This is a genomic window from Actinoplanes sp. NPDC051388 (assembly GCF_055586225.1).
Genome location: NZ_JBVJIP010000005.1, coordinates 377,266 through 391,469, shown reverse-complemented (window position 1 = coordinate 391,469; position 14,204 = coordinate 377,266). Strand labels below are relative to the sequence as shown.

The 14,204-nt window shown below is 70.9% G+C and carries 19 protein-coding genes; 11 read left to right on the top strand and 8 right to left on the bottom strand.

Going from position 1 to position 14,204, the window contains the following annotated elements; genetic code table 11:
- Positions 1 to 16 precede the first annotated feature (16 nt).
- From ACZ6TI_RS16035 to ACZ6TI_RS16010, 6 genes are all read left to right on the top strand, one after another.
- On the top strand, positions 17 to 2,290 hold the full coding sequence (locus tag ACZ6TI_RS16035; protein WP_465345797.1) for a putative bifunctional diguanylate cyclase/phosphodiesterase: 2,274 nt from the start codon (positions 17 to 19) through the stop codon (positions 2,288 to 2,290).
- 28 nt (positions 2,291 to 2,318) lie between these two features.
- Positions 2,319 to 2,585 carry a transcriptional regulator gene (locus tag ACZ6TI_RS16030; protein ID WP_465345796.1) on the top strand — a complete coding sequence of 89 codons (267 nt, stop codon included), beginning with the start codon at positions 2,319 to 2,321 and terminating at the stop codon, positions 2,583 to 2,585.
- Between the two features lie 76 nt (positions 2,586 to 2,661).
- Entirely contained in the window at positions 2,662 to 3,249 is a 588-nt protein-coding gene (locus ACZ6TI_RS16025; protein WP_465345795.1) for a hypothetical protein, read from the top strand.
- Between the two features lie 14 nt (positions 3,250 to 3,263).
- Positions 3,264 to 3,581: a type VII secretion target gene (locus tag ACZ6TI_RS16020; RefSeq protein WP_465345794.1), complete on the top strand. Its 318-nt coding sequence runs from the start codon at positions 3,264 to 3,266 to the stop codon at positions 3,579 to 3,581.
- A 34-nt stretch (positions 3,582 to 3,615) separates the two neighbouring features.
- Positions 3,616 to 4,377 (top strand): hypothetical protein, encoded by a 762-nt coding sequence (locus tag ACZ6TI_RS16015; protein ID WP_465345793.1) that lies wholly within the window; start codon positions 3,616 to 3,618, stop codon positions 4,375 to 4,377.
- A complete protein-coding gene (locus tag ACZ6TI_RS16010; RefSeq protein WP_465345792.1) occupies positions 4,370 to 4,963 on the top strand; it encodes a hypothetical protein in 594 nt (197 codons plus the stop codon). Before ACZ6TI_RS16015 ends, ACZ6TI_RS16010 begins: the two co-directional genes overlap by 8 nt.
- Here the strand turns inward: ACZ6TI_RS16010 and ACZ6TI_RS16005 are convergent.
- The 3 genes from ACZ6TI_RS16005 to ACZ6TI_RS15995 form a co-directional block, all read right to left on the bottom strand.
- Positions 4,960 to 5,796 (bottom strand): alpha/beta fold hydrolase, encoded by an 837-nt coding sequence (locus tag ACZ6TI_RS16005; RefSeq protein WP_465345791.1) that lies wholly within the window; start codon positions 5,794 to 5,796, stop codon positions 4,960 to 4,962. The two genes, ACZ6TI_RS16010 and ACZ6TI_RS16005, sit on opposite strands and share 4 nt — an antisense overlap.
- A gap of 111 nt (positions 5,797 to 5,907) precedes the next feature.
- Positions 5,908 to 6,468, bottom strand: a complete 561-nt coding sequence (locus tag ACZ6TI_RS16000) for a sigma-70 family RNA polymerase sigma factor (protein ID WP_465345915.1) — start codon at positions 6,466 to 6,468, stop codon at positions 5,908 to 5,910.
- Positions 6,469 to 6,500: 32 nt separating this feature from the next.
- On the bottom strand, positions 6,501 to 7,394 hold the full coding sequence (locus ACZ6TI_RS15995; RefSeq protein ID WP_465345790.1) for an EamA family transporter: 894 nt from the start codon (positions 7,392 to 7,394) through the stop codon (positions 6,501 to 6,503).
- A gap of 70 nt (positions 7,395 to 7,464) precedes the next feature.
- Between ACZ6TI_RS15995 and ACZ6TI_RS15990 the strand changes: the two genes are divergently transcribed.
- The 3 genes from ACZ6TI_RS15990 (at position 7,465) to ACZ6TI_RS15980 (ending at position 9,202) form a co-directional block, all read left to right on the top strand.
- A complete protein-coding gene (locus ACZ6TI_RS15990) occupies positions 7,465 to 8,418 on the top strand; it encodes a GlxA family transcriptional regulator (protein WP_465345789.1) in 954 nt (317 codons plus the stop codon).
- A gap of 64 nt (positions 8,419 to 8,482) precedes the next feature.
- Entirely contained in the window at positions 8,483 to 8,875 is a 393-nt protein-coding gene (locus ACZ6TI_RS15985) for a hypothetical protein (protein WP_465345788.1), read from the top strand.
- Between the two features lie 48 nt (positions 8,876 to 8,923).
- Positions 8,924 to 9,202 (top strand): hypothetical protein, encoded by a 279-nt coding sequence (locus ACZ6TI_RS15980; protein ID WP_465345787.1) that lies wholly within the window; start codon positions 8,924 to 8,926, stop codon positions 9,200 to 9,202.
- Here the strand turns inward: ACZ6TI_RS15980 and ACZ6TI_RS15975 are convergent.
- Positions 9,199 to 9,648, bottom strand: coding sequence for a peptidoglycan-binding domain-containing protein (locus ACZ6TI_RS15975; RefSeq protein WP_465345786.1), 450 nt, complete (start codon positions 9,646 to 9,648; stop codon positions 9,199 to 9,201). The genes ACZ6TI_RS15980 and ACZ6TI_RS15975 overlap by 4 nt on opposite strands.
- A gap of 50 nt (positions 9,649 to 9,698) precedes the next feature.
- Here ACZ6TI_RS15975 and ACZ6TI_RS15970 point away from each other — a divergent pair, with 50 nt between their 5' ends.
- Positions 9,699 to 10,499 (top strand): solute carrier family 23 protein, encoded by an 801-nt coding sequence (locus tag ACZ6TI_RS15970; protein ID WP_465345785.1) that lies wholly within the window; start codon positions 9,699 to 9,701, stop codon positions 10,497 to 10,499.
- 95 nt (positions 10,500 to 10,594) lie between these two features.
- Here ACZ6TI_RS15970 and htpG read toward each other — a convergent pair whose 3' ends face one another.
- The 3 genes from htpG to ACZ6TI_RS15955 all read right to left on the bottom strand — a co-directional run bounded on the left by htpG (position 10,595) and on the right by ACZ6TI_RS15955 (position 13,327).
- Complete coding sequence (gene htpG, locus ACZ6TI_RS15965; RefSeq protein WP_465345784.1) at positions 10,595 to 12,436, bottom strand: molecular chaperone HtpG; 1,842 nt, start codon at positions 12,434 to 12,436, stop codon at positions 10,595 to 10,597.
- 232 nt (positions 12,437 to 12,668) lie between these two features.
- Positions 12,669 to 12,872: an excalibur calcium-binding domain-containing protein gene (locus tag ACZ6TI_RS15960; RefSeq protein ID WP_465345914.1), complete on the bottom strand. Its 204-nt coding sequence runs from the start codon at positions 12,870 to 12,872 to the stop codon at positions 12,669 to 12,671.
- Positions 12,869 to 13,327 (bottom strand): MarR family winged helix-turn-helix transcriptional regulator, encoded by a 459-nt coding sequence (locus tag ACZ6TI_RS15955; protein WP_465345783.1) that lies wholly within the window; start codon positions 13,325 to 13,327, stop codon positions 12,869 to 12,871. The genes ACZ6TI_RS15960 and ACZ6TI_RS15955 overlap by 4 nt, the downstream gene beginning before the upstream one ends.
- 54 nt (positions 13,328 to 13,381) lie before the next feature.
- Between ACZ6TI_RS15955 and ACZ6TI_RS15950 the strand changes: the two genes are divergently transcribed.
- A complete protein-coding gene (locus ACZ6TI_RS15950; protein WP_465345782.1) occupies positions 13,382 to 13,600 on the top strand; it encodes a hypothetical protein in 219 nt (72 codons plus the stop codon).
- On the opposite strand, the gene ACZ6TI_RS15945 is transcribed toward ACZ6TI_RS15950, so the two are convergent.
- Entirely contained in the window at positions 13,597 to 14,193 is a 597-nt protein-coding gene (locus tag ACZ6TI_RS15945) for a TetR/AcrR family transcriptional regulator (RefSeq protein WP_465345781.1), read from the bottom strand. The genes ACZ6TI_RS15950 and ACZ6TI_RS15945 overlap by 4 nt on opposite strands.
- Between the last annotated feature and the right edge of the window lie 11 nt (positions 14,194 to 14,204).

The following is a 14,204-nucleotide window of genomic DNA, read 5'->3' as shown; positions in this document are numbered from 1 at the left end:
CGGAGAGGGGCGACGGGTGGGACTGGTGACGCGGCTGTGGCACGGACTGGCAGCGTGGTTGCCGTCCGGCGGCGGCCTGCGCGACGAGGACTGGCTGCGCCGCCACCGGCTCCTCACGCTGCTGCTGGCGGCGAGCATCCCGGTGCTCACCTACATCGGCGCCACCCGGGACGGCCTGGACGGCACCTGGGCCATCACCATCGGGCTGATCCTGCCGTGCGTGCTGGCGTCCGCCCTGATCCGCACCCGCCGGGTGCCGTCGGTGCTGGTCTCGGTGGGTTTCGCGGTGGCCTGCGCGGGCTTCGTCGCGATGAACCACGGCCTGACCGAGGCGCACTTCACCTTCTTCGTGGCGGTGGCCGCGCTCGCCGTCTATCGCGACTGGGCGCCGTTCGGTGCGTTCCTGATCGTCACGGTGCTGCACCACGCGATCATCGGCGGTGTCTTCAGCGACCGCACCTTCGACCACAACGCGGCCATGCACCACCCGCTGCGGTGGGCGCTGCTGCACGGGCTCGGGGTGCTGGCGGCGGCGACCTTCCAGGTCGTGCAGTGGCGGCTGAGCGAGACCGAGGAGCGCCGCGCCCAGGAGAACCTGGACGAGAGCCAGGCCCAGATGACGATGGCGTTCGACGAGACGCCGGTGCCGATGGCGATGTTCTCGCTGGACGGCCGGATCCTGCGGACGAACGCGGCGTACCACGCCTGGTTGCGGGTGCCCAGCCCGCTGCCGGACGGCTTCCGGATTCGTGACCTGCCGATCAGCCCGTTGCCCGGCAGCGAGGACGACATCTTCAGCGAGCTGCTGTCGAAGGGCGAGGCGGTCACCTTGACGCGCTCGTACCGGCGGCAGGACGACGGCTCCGTGATGCACGTCGAGATCCACAGCAACGGGCTGCGGGACAAGAGCGGCAAGCTGCGGCTGATCTTCGTGCACTGCCTGGACGTCACCGAGCAGCAGGAGCACAAGGCCGAGCTGCAGCGGCAGATCCGGATCGACGCGCTCACCGGCCTGCTCTCCCGGCACGCGTTCGAGCGCGACCTGACCGGCCTGCTGACCGGCCTGCCGGCCGGCTCGGCCGGCCCGGCCGGGGTCATCTATCTGGACGTCGACCGGTTCAAGTCGATCAACGACGGCGCCGGGCACGCGGCCGGCGACAACGTGCTGCGCGCGGTCGCCGATCGGCTGCGCGTGGTGGTGCCGGCCCACTCGCTGCTCGCCCGGCTCGGCGGCGACGAGTTCGTGGTCGCCCTGCCCGGCCCGATCGAGCGGACCACCGCCGTCGCACACGCCGTGCTGGACGCGTTCCGGGTGCCGCTGGCGGTGGCCGGCAACTCCACCCGGATCTCGGTCAGCGTCGGGGTGGCGCCGGCCGACGGCCCGCACCAGGCCGAGCATGCGGTGCTGGCCGCGGACACCGCGATGTACGCCGCCAAGCGCGCCGGCGGCAACCGGGTCGAGGTATTCAGCGACCGGATGCGCGTCGCCGTGCAGCAGCGGATCACCGCCGAGGCCCAGCTGCGCGAGGCACTCGACGGCGACCGGGACGTCACGTTGCCGGTCTGGTTCCAGCCCATCGCGTCGTCGGCGAGCGGCCGGATCATCGGGGCCGAGGCGCTGGTCCGGATGCGTACGCCGGACGGCCGGATCGTCGCCCCCGGCCACTTCATCCCGGCCGCCGAGGAGACCGGCCTGGTCGTGCCGCTGGGCGAGCACGTGCTGGCGACGGCGTTGCGCTGGCTGCAGAACTGGCGGCTCGAGCTGGGCTACGTGTCGGTCAACGTGAGCCCGCGCCAGCTGTCCGAGCCGGACTTCCTGCCCACCCTGGCCCGGCTGCTCGAGGAGTCCGGTGTGGACGACCCGTCCCGCCTGGTTCTGGAGATCACCGAGACCGCCGTGCTGGCCCTCTCCGACGACCTGTCGGAGCGGCTGACCGCGGTCAAGCGCCTCGGCGTGCGGATCGCGCTGGACGACTTCGGCACCGGCTACAGCTCGCTCACCTGGCTGCAGTCCGTGCCGGCCGACGTGGTCAAGCTGGACCGCTCGTTCGTCTCCGGGCTGGCCGCCGACGTGCGCAAGTCGTCCATCATCGCGGCCGTGCTCGGCCTGGCCACCTCGCTGAACATGAGCGTGGTCGCCGAGGGCGTGGAGGAGCAGGACGACTGGCAGGCGCTGGCCGCGGCCGGCTGCCCGGCGATCCAGGGTTACCTGATCAGCCCGCCGGTGCCGCCGCTGTCCTTCCAGCGCCTGCTCTGGGAGAGCCCGGCCCTGGTCACCGCGTCCTACTGACGCCGAGCCGCACCTTAGGGTGTGCGGCATGGCGAATGTGGAAACGGCCGAGATGATCCTCCGGACCCGCTCGGTCAAGGCGGAGAACCTGCTCGAAGGCCGCGCCGACCTCTCCAGTTATCCGTTCCAGCTGCTCACCATCACCAACCTGCGCGGCACCGGCAGCGAGCGGGTGGCCTACGCGATGTCCGCGGCCGAGTTCCTCATGCCGTACGGCTGGGAGCTGGTGAACATCAGCAACTTCACGGACAGCAATGTGGTGTGCGCGATCGTGCGCCGCCGGCCCCTGCAATGAGCGGGGCGCCGCGCCGGATCCGGGGTCGCTAGGATTCGGTGCCGCGGGCCCGGCCCGCTAACGGGGAGGGGTGTGCATGACCGAGCCGATGCTGGTGTCGCTCGAGACGCTCGGCAGCGACGAGGAGCTGTCCGCGGCGGCCCGCGAGGCCGGCCCGCCGGATCCGCACGCGGAGGCCGAGGGTCGCGACGGGACCCGCGCGGTGACCGTGCGGATGGATCCGTCCGGCCGCGTCGCCGACGTGGCGATCAGCGTCTGGTGGCGCGAGGAGCTGTCGCCGTCGGAGCTGCCCGCGGCGCTGATCGACGCCTACCGCGACGCCGTGACGCAGACCCTGTCCGCGATGACCGGGCGCCTGCCGGAGGACGCGCCCGCGTCGTCGTTCGCACCGGTGCAGCCGATCGAGCCCGGGCTCGACGACGCCGAGTGGTTCGAGGCGATCCGGCGCGGCAACGACCGCGTCGAGGAAAATCTGGAGCGGGCCGATCGCCTGGTCCGCGAGGGGCCGCCCGAGCGGGTGGTCTCCGGCCCGGCCGGCCTGGTCCGGCTGCGCGCCTCCGGCGGCACCGTGACGACCGCCGAGATCGATGTCCACGCGGCTCTGGAGCGGTCGCCGTCCGCCCTTGCCGCCGACGCCCTCGCGGCGTTCCAGGCAGTGCGCTGAACGGGGGAGCGGTCATGGGTGAGGTCAAGGTCGTCACCGAGGCGCTGCGCGAAGAGGCGTCGAAGTGGGTCGCGCTGGCCGACCGGATGGAGGGCGTGGCCAAGAACGTCGAGGGGCTCAACCTCGAGGTCACGGCGTTCTGGTGCGGCACCCCGGTCAGCCTGGCCATGCAGCCGATCTACGAGGAGTTCCGCACCTTCGTGCGGGACCGCTGCGCCGAGGGCTTCCAGGAGTTCGACCAGATCTCCGAGGCGCTGAAGAGGGCCGCGGACGAATACGACGGCAGTGACGAGGTCTCGGCGGAGACCCTGCAGAAGATCTACGGCGGCTGAGCGATCAGCCCCGACACGGGGAGCGTGGCGAGCAGTGGCACCGGATCCCGGGGTGAGCCCCGAGGGCATGAGCGGCGAGTTCCAGAAGGCCGTCGACAAGATCAAGGAATGCATCCAGCGCGCGCAGGATGAGTTCACCAACCTGGTCGGCAACATCAACAAGTGGCGCTGGGTGCTCGGCGCCGCGGCGATGTGGTGGATCAAGAACAAGCTCGACGACGTCCGCGAGGCCACGTCGAAGCTGCTGGAGAAGGCGCAGTGGGTGGTCGAGCACGCCGGCGGCGTGCCGTCGCTGATCATCACGTCCTTCAAGTGGCTGACCATGGTGCAGAAGCCGGCCTCCGCCACGGCGGGCCAGATCCCGGTCAAGGGCGACATGCTCGTCTACTGGAAGGGCCAGGCGTCGGACGCATACAACAACAAGGTCCCGTTCCAGCAGAACGCGTCCAACGACATGGCCACCAAGGCCGACTTCATCAGCACCTGGCTGTTCACCATCGCCAAGGCGAATGTGGAATACGCGGTGAAGCTGGCCGAGAACATCTCCATGCTGGTCGGCGAGCTCGCCCAGGCGGCGATCGACGCGGCCGGCGTGCTGACCCTGCTGGAGGCGGTGAACACGCTGGCCGGCGCGGTCGGCTCGCTGGTGGAGAACGCGCTGAACATGCTCTTCGACATCGCCAACCAGCTGGTCGACGGCCTGAAGAACATGCGCGACGCGAACGCGTCGATGAACAACCTGGCCAATCTGCCCGGTCCACCCGCGGGCACCTGGCCGCAGGCGGTCAATGTCTAGCCGCTCGCCCCGCCTGCTGATCGCCGCGGCCTGGCTCGCGGTGATCGGCTACGCGGTCGTCTACGCCTGGCTGACCGCGTCGTCCTACGCCCGCATCGCGTTCGAGCCGGACGCCGCCGAGCAGCGTCTCGCGCTGTCCAATTGCGCCGACACGCCGGGGTGCGCGCCGGACGCGACCGCGCATCTGGGCGCGCAGCTCTCCGCCCTGGACGACGTCGCCACCGTGGTCCGCGGCACCGCCTGGCTGATCACGGTGGCCGACGTGGTGCTGCTGGTGATCGCCACGGCCGCTCTGCTGACCGCCCGGTCGCGCGCCGCCGGGCGGCTGCTCGGCGTCGCGTGGGTGGTCCAGCTGGTCGTCACGGTCCTGCTCTTCCTCGGGTTCGCGGGCCTGCTGCTGCACGGCCAGTCGGTGCGCGCCGACCTCCCGCGGCAGTCCTGGATGCCCACCTTCGACGCGTCCTTCGCATCCCCGCTGACCGACGCCGGCACGTTCTATTACGCCGCCTGGTTCGTGGTCATGAACGCCGCCGTCGTGCTGCTCATCCGCACCCTGAGCCGGGTGCTGCGCCCCGCGCTGTCCTAGGCGGTGTGCTTCAGGATCTCGTCGATCACCTGACGCCAGAGCGCCTGCGGCGGGAACTCGTGCCCGACGCCCTCCAGCGGCACGAGCCGGGCGCCGGGGATCTCGCGGGCCAGCGCCTCGGCGTCGGCCATCGGGATGAAATGGTCCAGCGTCCCGTGCATCACCAGCGTGGGCACGGTGATCGTGCCGAGCAGGTGGCGGTGCGACGGCGGGAAGTCGGCGGCCCAGTGGTTGGTCTGGGTGGCGGCCATGTCGGTGGTGCGGTCGAAGACGCGCTCGGCGAGGCGCCGCAACTGGTCCTCGTCCGCAGTGAACGGCCCGCCGGCGGACTGCACGTCGGCGACCATCCGGTCCACCGCGGCCTTGCGGTCCGACCAGTCGAAGCGCTCTCCCGCGTCCGCCGCCGGCTCGCCGTCCTCGGCGGGCTCGTCCTCCGACGATCCGGGACTGGTCGACATCAGGGTCAGCGTGTGCAGCCGCTCGGGGTGGTTGACGGCGATCCACTGGGCCAGGCCGCCGCCCATCGACAGCCCGACCACGTGCGCCTGTCGCTCGCCCAGCGCGTCGAGCAGGCCGAGCGCGTCCCCGGCCAGGTCGACGATCGAGTAGCCCGGCGCGCCCTCCGGATATGACGTGGAGCGGCCGGTGTCGCGGTGGTCATATCGGATCACGTGCCGGCCGCCGGCCGCGAGCCGCCGGCAGAACTCGTCGTCCCACCAGTCCATCGACGACGCGCCGCCGGCGATCAGCAGCAGCGGCGGGTCGGACGGCTCCCCGAAGGTCTCCGCACACAGGTCCGCGCCGTTCGCCGGCACCATGAACTCGCCCGTCATGGCCGCATTGTTCACCGTGATCCTGGAAATTGCTTGAACGCCACAGCCCTGAGCTCCGCGCCGGGCACCGCCGAGTCTTCCGTGAATCAGGTCTACAGCGCCTACAGAAGGTCACCCCGTGGCTGCCGGGGGCCGCGTAGCCCGTCCCTCGTTCATGGCCGCCACCAGGTCCTCGCGGGCGCGGGCCACGCGCGAGCGGATCGTGCCGACCGGGCAGTCGCACACCTCGGCCGCCTCGGCATACGACAATCCGGCCAGCTGGGTGGCGACGAACGCCTCGCGCCGGTCCTCGTTCAGCGTGGCGAGCAGGTCGGTGAGGGCGTACTGCTCGTCGAACCGGGGCAGCGCGGTCGCCCCGGCCGTGTCCGCGGTCGCCTGCCAGTCCGGCAGGGCGGCCAGCCGGGGCCGGCGCTGGGCGGTGCGCACGTGGTCGGCGGCGACCCGGCGCGCGATCGCGAAGAGCCAGGTGCGCGCGGACGACCGGCCGGCGAACTCGGGCAGGCCTCGCAGCGCCCGGATGAACGTCTCCTGGGTCAGGTCCTCGACGTCGGCCGGCGAGGTGAGCGGCGACAGGAAGCGCATGACGTCCGCCTGGGTCGCCCGGATGAAATCGGTGGCGGCAGTGCGGTCGCCTCGCCCGGCGGCCAGCGCCAGGGCGGTGATGTCGGCCATGCGCGGGGGTACGTGCGCGGCGGCCGAAAGGTTCACGTCACCTTCCGTTGAGGCAGGACGATCATTGCCACGGCGCCCGCGATGATCAGCCCCGCCGCCAGCGTGCGCACGCCGACCTCCTCGTCCAGCAGCCACCAGCCGAGCAGCACCGCGACCACCGGGTTCACGAACGCGTACGTGCCGGTGATCCGCGGGGGAGCGTGGCGCAGCAGCCACTCGTAGGCGGTGTAGGCGATCAGGCTGCCGAACACGATCAGGTAGGCCACCGCGAGCAGCGAGCCGAGCACGTCGCCGGACAGGTCGACGCGGCCGAACTCGCCGCCGATGCCGCCGAGCACCGCCAGGATCACGCCGGCACACACCATCTCCACGGCGCTGGCCAGCAGCGGTTGATCGGGGTGCGGGGCGTGGCGGGCGTACACGGATCCGAGACCCCAGCAGAGCGCGCCGCCCAGCGCGACCGTCACGGAGAGCGGGTCCGGCCGATCGCTCGAGAAGGGGTTGACCAGGACCGCGACGCCGGCGACGCCGGCCAGCAGACCCGCGCCGACCGGCAGGCTGATCCGCTCCTTCTCCACCACCCGGGCGCCCAGCACGATCCAGAGCGGGATGGTGGCCAGCAGCAGCGCGGCCACCCCGGAGGACAGCTCCTGCTCGGCCCAGGTCGCGCCGCCGGTGCCCGCGGCAGGCAGCAGCAGGCCCTGGATCGCGCCGGCCCGCCACTCCCTGCCGGTCGGGCGGCGCCAGCGCTGGTCGGGACGACGACGGCGACGCCACGCGCACCAGGCGTAGAGGATCAGGCCGGCGGTGAGGAACCGGACGGCGTTCAGGGTCAGCGGCGGCAGGTGCCCGACGGCGACCTTCATGGCCAGGTACGTCGAGCCCCACACCACGTAGACGATCAGGAGCGGGCCGATGAGCGGCATACCTCCACCCTGCCCGATCGTGGCATGGCAGGCATGTCACTTTTCCGGCATTCTCTGCCACACTTGCCCGATGCTCGGTGAGGTCGTGGCGGTGGTGACCGCTCCGGTGCCGGCGTTCGAGCTGGGCATCGTGAGCGAGGTGTTCGGCCTACCGCGGCTCGACCCGTCGCTGCCGCGCTACCGCTTCGCCGTCTGCGCCGACGGACGCGGGCCGCTGCCGAGCTCGACCGGCTTCGCCATCACCCCGACGCACGGGCTGCGCAAGCTGGCGTCCGCCGACCTGATCGTGGTCACCGGCGCCGCGCCGCCGATCGACGTTCCCTCGCCCGCGTTGGTCGCGGCGCTGCGCCGGGCCGCCGCCCGGGGCGCCACCATGGCCGCGGTCTGCACCGGCGCGTTCACGCTGGCCGCGGCCGGGCTGCTGGACGGGCGCAAGGCCACCACGCACTGGGCGTTCGCGGACCGGCTCGCGGCCGACTTCCCCAAGGTGACCGTCGACCCGGACACCATCTATGTGGTCGACGGCCCGTTCGCCACCAGCGCCGGCTCGTCCGCCGCGCTGGATCTCTGCCTGCACCTGATCCGATCGGCGCATGGCAGCGACGTCGCCAACCGGGTGGCCCGCGAACTGGTGGTGCCCGCGCACCGCAGCGGCGGCCAGGCCCAGTTCGTCCGCACGCCGGTGGCCGCCGCGCCGTCGTCGCCCGGGCTGGCCGGGGTGCTCGACTGGGCGGTGGCGCATCTCGACCACGACCTGACGGTGCCGGCGCTGGCGGTGCGGGCGTCGATGTCGCCGCGCACGTTCGCTCGGCAGTTCGGCGACGCGACCGGCGCCACGCCGGCCGCCTGGGTGCGCGAGCAGCGCGTGCGGCGGGCCGAGGAGCTGCTGGAACGCGGCGACGCCACGGTCGCGACGGTGGCCCGCCGGTGCGGCTTCGGCAGCGCGGACACGTTGCGCCGGCAGTTCCGCCGGGCCCGCGGCGTGAGCCCCGAGCACTATCGCGCGGCTTTCGGTCCGGCATAGCCGTCACACTTCCGCGTGGCCATCCGTCAGGAAGGTGACGGCTACTTCAAAAGAGGAGATCATCATGCTGGCGATCACGAAGTACACCCGCGAGTACATCGAGTCCGTCCGCTCCGGGATCGACGCCCGGATGGCGTCCTACCGCAAGCTCAGCGAGACGCCGCCGGCGCTCTACAACGACCTCGTGCTGATCCTCGAACTGGCCTTCGTGCACCGGCTCCGCAAGGACGAGGGCAAGGACGGCAACCCGGTCAACGAGGTGCGGCTGATCGCTCTCTCGCTGCTCACCAACGAGGGCCGGATGGTCGACGGCAAGGCACTCAAACTCAAGCCCGAAGCCTCGATCCTGGGGTACGCCGAGGGCGACGCGATCGCCCTCACCGAGAGCGACTTCACCCGCCTCGCGGACGCGTTCTTCCCCGCTCTCACCGCCCGGTTCGCCGCTGACCCTGTGTGACCGCTCTCACCACTGGTCACTCAGCGTCACTTGGGTTAGGGTCAGGACGTGCATATCAGTGAGGTCGCCATGGCGGCAGCGATCACCGTCAGTGTTGCCGGGTTGTCTTACGTTGCGTTCAACCCGGACGTCATGACGGATCGCGCGGAGACCGTCGCCGACCAGGCCACGTGCCGCGCGGTGAACCAGGCGATCGTGGCCTACGCGTCGCTCACCGGAGACACGGCGCGGTCGGTCACCGAGCTGGGGCCCTACGTGCAGGGGGACCTCTCGGCGTACCGGATCGAGGACGGTGTCGCCGCCGGGCCGGGGTGCGCGACCGTCTAGAACGACAGCCGACCGCTGACCAGCGCCCGCCACGTCACCGGGCCGACGACGCCGTCCACGACCACCGACGGGTCGTCGGCGCGCAGGGCGAACTGGAAGGTGCGCACCGCGCCGTCCGTGATCGGGCCGAACACGCCGTCGATGCGCGGGGCCCGGTCCGGGTCTCCGGACAGGTTGCGGAACTGGAACTCCTCCTGGACGGCGCGTACCGCCTCGCCGTGATCGCCGCGCCGCCGGGTCGGCGTGATCGACGCCCAGGTGGCCGGCCCGACGATGCCGTCGCCGTCCTCCTGGATCTCGCGGACGGCCTGCTCGGTGCGGGGCCCGAAGTCGCCGTCCACGAGCAGGTCGGCGCCCTGTTCCCGTAACAGGTATTGCAGCGCCGGCACCGGGTGGGCCTTGTCGCCATGCGTCAGCACCGGCCATGGCTGCGCCACGTCGATCATCTCCTCGGCTCGTGCGCCCAGGCCCTCATCCTCCGGCCGCGGTGACGTGAATGCGACGCTCAGTCAGCCGGGCGACACTCAGCGCGTTCACAGGAACGCAACATCGGGACAATCATCGAGAACCATCGAGCGGCGAACAATCGGCCGCATGTCCGCCGAGCCGCAGGACACCGAACACCCTGTCGATCAGGTGCTGTCGTTCGGGCGGCTCATCGTGCTGGGTCTGCAGCACGTGCTGGTCATGTACGCCGGTTGCGTCGCCGTGCCGCTGGTCACCGGCACCGTCATCACGGTCATGCGCACCGGAGTTCCCGCCCGCCGCGGTCATCTCGATGTGCATCGTGATGCTGGTGATCTATGTCGGGTCCACCGCGGACATGCTGGCGGTCGGTCAGCTGGTGGACAAGGAGCTGACCGAGAACGACGTGGCCCGGGGCCTCGCCGCGAACGGCGTCTCCGGCATCCTGGCCGGCACGTTCAACTCGTTCCTGGACACCGCGTTCGCCCAGAACGTCGGCCTGGTCCAGGTCACCACCACGGTGGTCATCGTCTTCCTGCTGAACCTGCTCTTCAACCACCTGAAGTGGCGCCGCGAGGAATCCGCACCGGCCCTGCCGCCCGCTGCGGAACCCGCCGCACCACCGGCTCCGCCACCGGCGGGACACCGAGCCGCCGGCGGATGCCGCGCGGGCCGCGGACAAGGCGGCCACCGCGGAGGATGCCCGCCCCTGAATCGTCCCGCGGCCGTTTCTCCCGGAGCCCTTCTCCCCGAGGTCTCCGTCGGCACCACCGGAGAAGCGGCCGCGGGCCGCGACTTCACCCGCCGCGCGGCCATCACGGAGCAGGTTTGAGCGTCAAGGTCTTCGGCGCGTCCGGATCGAAGTGCCAGCCCGGCGGCCAGGTGGGAGCGACGGTCCGTCACCACCCACCGGGCCACGACATCGTCTCAAAGGGTTCGGGCCAGCCGATCGGCGAGCAGCTTCGCGAAGCGCGCCGGATCGTCCAGGTCGCCGCCCTCGGCCAGCAGGGCCGTGCCGTAGAGCAGCTCGGCCGTCTCCTTGAGCGCCGGGTCGCCCGCGTTGCCCTCGTGGGCCGTGCGCAGGCCCTCGACGAGCGCGTGCGACGGGTTCAGCTCGAGGATCCGCTTGACGTGCGGCACCTCCTGGCCCATCGCGCGGTACATCTTCTCCAGCGTCGGCGTGATGTCGTCGGCGTCGCTGACCAGGCAGGCCGGTGACGTGGTCAGGCGGTGCGAGAGGCGCACCTCCTTGACCTGCTCCTCGAGTGCGCCCTTGAGGAAGCCGAGCAGCGGGTCGAAGCCTTCGGTCTGCTCCGGCTTCTCGGTGTCCGAGGAGGGCAGATCCACCGAGCCGCGGGCCACCGACTGCAGCTTCTTGCCCTCGTATTCCGGCACCGCCTCGACCCAGATCTCGTCCACCGGGTCGGTCAGGATCAGCACCTCGTAGCCCTGCGCCTGGAACGCCTCCATGTGCGGGGAGTTCTCCACCTGGGACCGCGTCTCGCCGGTCAGGTAGTAGATCTCCTCCTGGCCTTCCTTCATCCGCTCCACATAGCCGGCCAGCGTCGTCGGCTCGGCCGAGAAGGTCGACGCGAACGAGGCGATGTCGAGGATCGGCTTGTGGTTGTCCGGCTCGGCGAGCAGGCCCTCCTTGATCGCCCGGCCGAACTCGCGCCACAGCGTCGCGTATTTCTCCGGCGCGTTCGCCATCAGGTCCTTGATCGTGGACAGCACCTTCTTGACCAGGCGCCGGCGGATCATCTGGATGTGGCGGTCCTGCTGGAGGATCTCGCGGGAGATGTTCAGCGACAGGTCGGCGGCGTCCACCACGCCCTTGACGAAGCGCAGGTAGTCGGGCATCAGCTCGCGGCTGTCGTCCATGATGAACACGCGCTTCACATAGAGCTGCAGCCCGCGCTTGCCGTCGCGCTGGAACAGATCGTGCGGCGCCCGCGACGGGATGAACAGCAGCGCCTCGTATTCGAAGGTGCCCTCGGCCCGCATGTTGATGATCTCGAGCGGGTCGGTCCAGTCGTGGCTGATGTGCCGGTAGAACTCGTGGTATTCCTCGTCCTTGACGTCCGAGCGCGGCCGCGCCCAGAGCGCCTTCATCGAGTTGATCGGGTCGGCGGAGTCGTTGAAGCGGATCGGGAACGCGATGAAGTCCGAGAACTTCTTGACGATCCCCTTGATCTTCCATTCGTCGGTGTAGTCGAAGAGCTGGTCCTCCTCGTCGGCCGGCCGCAGGTGCACGGTGACCGAGGTGCCGACCGGGGCGTCGCTTTCCGACGCGATCGTGTAGGTGCCCTCGCCCCCGGACTCCCATCGCGTGCCCTCGTCGGTGCCGGCCTTGCGGCTCACCAGCGTGACGTTGTCCGCCACCATGAACGTCGAATAGAACCCGACGCCGAACTGCCCGATCAGCTCCTTGGCGTCCCCGGACTCCTTGAGCTGCCGCAGCATCTCCGCGGTCCCCGACTTGGCGATCGTGCCGATCAGCGAGACGACCTCGTCCCGCGTCATCCCGATGCCGTTGTCGGTGACGGTCAGCGTGCGCGCCTCCTTGTCGGCCACGACCCGGATGTGCAGATCACTCGTATCCGCCTCGAGCCCGTCCCGGAGCGCCGCGAGCCGCAACTTGTCCAGCGCGTCCGACGCGTTGGAGATGAGCTCCCGCAGGAAGATGTCCTTATTCGAATAGATCGAGTGGACCATCAACTGCAGCAACTGCCGCGCCTCGGCCTGAAACTCCAACGTTTCCGCGCTCATAGTCTCGCTCTCCGCACTCGTGACCTGACTCGCCGATGGTATTCCGCGCCCCGCCGCGCTTCGAACCGGGTCCACCCGGAGGCTCGGGCCAGGCAAGAACTTCAAGGTCTAGAGCAGGATCTCGTGCCTGGGTCGGTGGTGCGGGCCGCAGCTCCCGCCGGGCCGGCTCGCTGGCGCTCCCCTTCAGGCTGCGTGAGTGGTCACCCTCCGCCACGCTGCGCGCGGCAAGCCCCTACTCGCACGCCACGCCGTCGCCGTCCCGGTCGAGCTTGCGGCTGTAGCCAGGGTCGCCGTCTTCGTGGGCTTCGGCTTCGGCTCGGCGGTTTCGGCGCTGTCGGTGGGCTCGGTCGTGACCGTCGGCTCGGTCGTCGTGGGCGCCGCCGGCTGGTCCCCGAACCGGTCCGGCATCGTTGCGAGCGGTTGCAACGGTGGTCAGGCGGGGGGCTTGGCGGCGGCGATCACCCGGGTCAGGGCGGCGTGCAGGCGTTCGAGGTCTTCGATCGGCAGGCCCAGGCGCTCGACGACGGCCGGCGGGATCTGCTCGGCCTGGCGGCGCAGCGCGCGGCCGGACGGGGTGAGCGTGATGGCCAGGCTGCGCTCGTCCGACCGGTCCCGCTCACGGCGCAGATAACCGATCGACTCGAGCCTCTTCAGCAACGGTGACAACGTGCCAGGGTCGAGCTGCAGCAGCGCGCTGAGGTCGCGCACCGACAGCGGCGCTTGCTGCCACAGCGCCAGCATCACCAGGTATTGCGGGTGGGTCAGGCCCATCGGCTCGAGCAGCGGGCGGTAGACCGCGACGACGCCCCGTGCGGCCACCGACAGGGCGAAGCAGACCTGCTGCTCCAGGGCCAGAGGGTCGTGTCGGTCACTCGCTGTTCCGCTGCTCACGCGGTCAGGCTAGCATCGTTGGTGCACCAACAATTGGTGCACCAAGGAAAGGGTGTGGCGGCGGTGCGTTTCCGGCGGTGGTTCCACGAGACCTTCCACGACTGGTGGTTCCGGGCGCTGATCGGCCCGGCCCAGACGAAGAACGCCGTGCACGGCGCCGACCACGCGGCCCGCGAGCAGTGGAAGCGCGACCTGGCGAACCGCAAGCGCCACACCCGCGAGCAGCGCGAGCTCAAGCGGGCCCGCTCAGGACCGGATGCCCTCGATCGCTAGCTGCGGGGAAGGGCGGGCGCCAGCACAGAGGTGACCACCTTCGTGACCGCGGCCTCGTCCGGGGAGGTGCCGGGGGAGCGGCCGGCGAAGAGCAGGTGCGCGCCGCCGATCAGCATCATGGCGAGGGTCTCGACGTCGGCGTCCGGGGCGAGCCGGCCGGCGGACTTCTCGGCACTCAGATAGTCCTTGACCATCTCGGTGGCCTCGGCCAGCAGCGGAATGCCGCCCGGTCGCGCCGCACGCAGCCGGGCGCGCACGTCGTCGCGGAAGCTGATCAGGCCGACCACGGCCACCGCCACCGAGCTGAACACGTCGGTGAGCGCGGCGGTCAGGTTGCCGACGACGTCACCCTCGCCGGCCAGCGCGCGCAGCGCCTCGGACAGCGACCGCACCCCGGCGATCCGATCGAGCACCAGCTCGGCCAGGAACGCGTCGAAGTCGGCGAAGTGCCGGTGCAGCACGCCCTTCGCGACGCCCGCCTCGGTGGTCACGGCCCGGCTGGTCAGCGCCTGAGCACCGTCCCGCAGCAGCACCCGCTCGGCCGCGTCGAACAGCTGGCGCCGCACATCGCGCAGGGCTACACCGGTCGGCAAGCTCGCTCCTT

What these genes read in the sequence shown, in the direction of transcription:
- ACZ6TI_RS16030 (WP_465345796.1), top strand. Translation starts at nt 2,319, where the DNA reads ATGGCGAATGTGGAAACGGCCGAGATGATCCTCCGGACCCGCTCGGTC.
- ACZ6TI_RS16025 (WP_465345795.1), top strand. Translation starts at nt 2,662, where the DNA reads ATGACCGAGCCGATGCTGGTGTCGCTCGAGACGCTCGGCAGCGACGAG.
- ACZ6TI_RS16020 (WP_465345794.1), top strand. Translation starts at nt 3,264, where the DNA reads ATGGGTGAGGTCAAGGTCGTCACCGAGGCGCTGCGCGAAGAGGCGTCG.
- ACZ6TI_RS16010 (WP_465345792.1), top strand. Translation starts at nt 4,370, where the DNA reads ATGTCTAGCCGCTCGCCCCGCCTGCTGATCGCCGCGGCCTGGCTCGCG.
- ACZ6TI_RS16005 (WP_465345791.1), bottom strand. Translation starts at nt 5,796, where the DNA reads ATGACGGGCGAGTTCATGGTGCCGGCGAACGGCGCGGACCTGTGTGCG.
- ACZ6TI_RS16000 (WP_465345915.1), bottom strand. Translation starts at nt 6,468, where the DNA reads ATGGCCGACATCACCGCCCTGGCGCTGGCCGCCGGGCGAGGCGACCGC.
- ACZ6TI_RS15995 (WP_465345790.1), bottom strand. Translation starts at nt 7,394, where the DNA reads ATGCCGCTCATCGGCCCGCTCCTGATCGTCTACGTGGTGTGGGGCTCG.
- ACZ6TI_RS15990 (WP_465345789.1), top strand. Translation starts at nt 7,465, where the DNA reads ATGCTCGGTGAGGTCGTGGCGGTGGTGACCGCTCCGGTGCCGGCGTTC.
- ACZ6TI_RS15985 (WP_465345788.1), top strand. Translation starts at nt 8,483, where the DNA reads ATGCTGGCGATCACGAAGTACACCCGCGAGTACATCGAGTCCGTCCGC.
- ACZ6TI_RS15975 (WP_465345786.1), bottom strand. Translation starts at nt 9,648, where the DNA reads ATGATCGACGTGGCGCAGCCATGGCCGGTGCTGACGCATGGCGACAAG.
- ACZ6TI_RS15970 (WP_465345785.1), top strand. Translation starts at nt 9,699, where the DNA reads ATGCGACGCTCAGTCAGCCGGGCGACACTCAGCGCGTTCACAGGAACG.
- htpG (WP_465345784.1), bottom strand. Translation starts at nt 12,436, where the DNA reads ATGAGCGCGGAAACGTTGGAGTTTCAGGCCGAGGCGCGGCAGTTGCTG.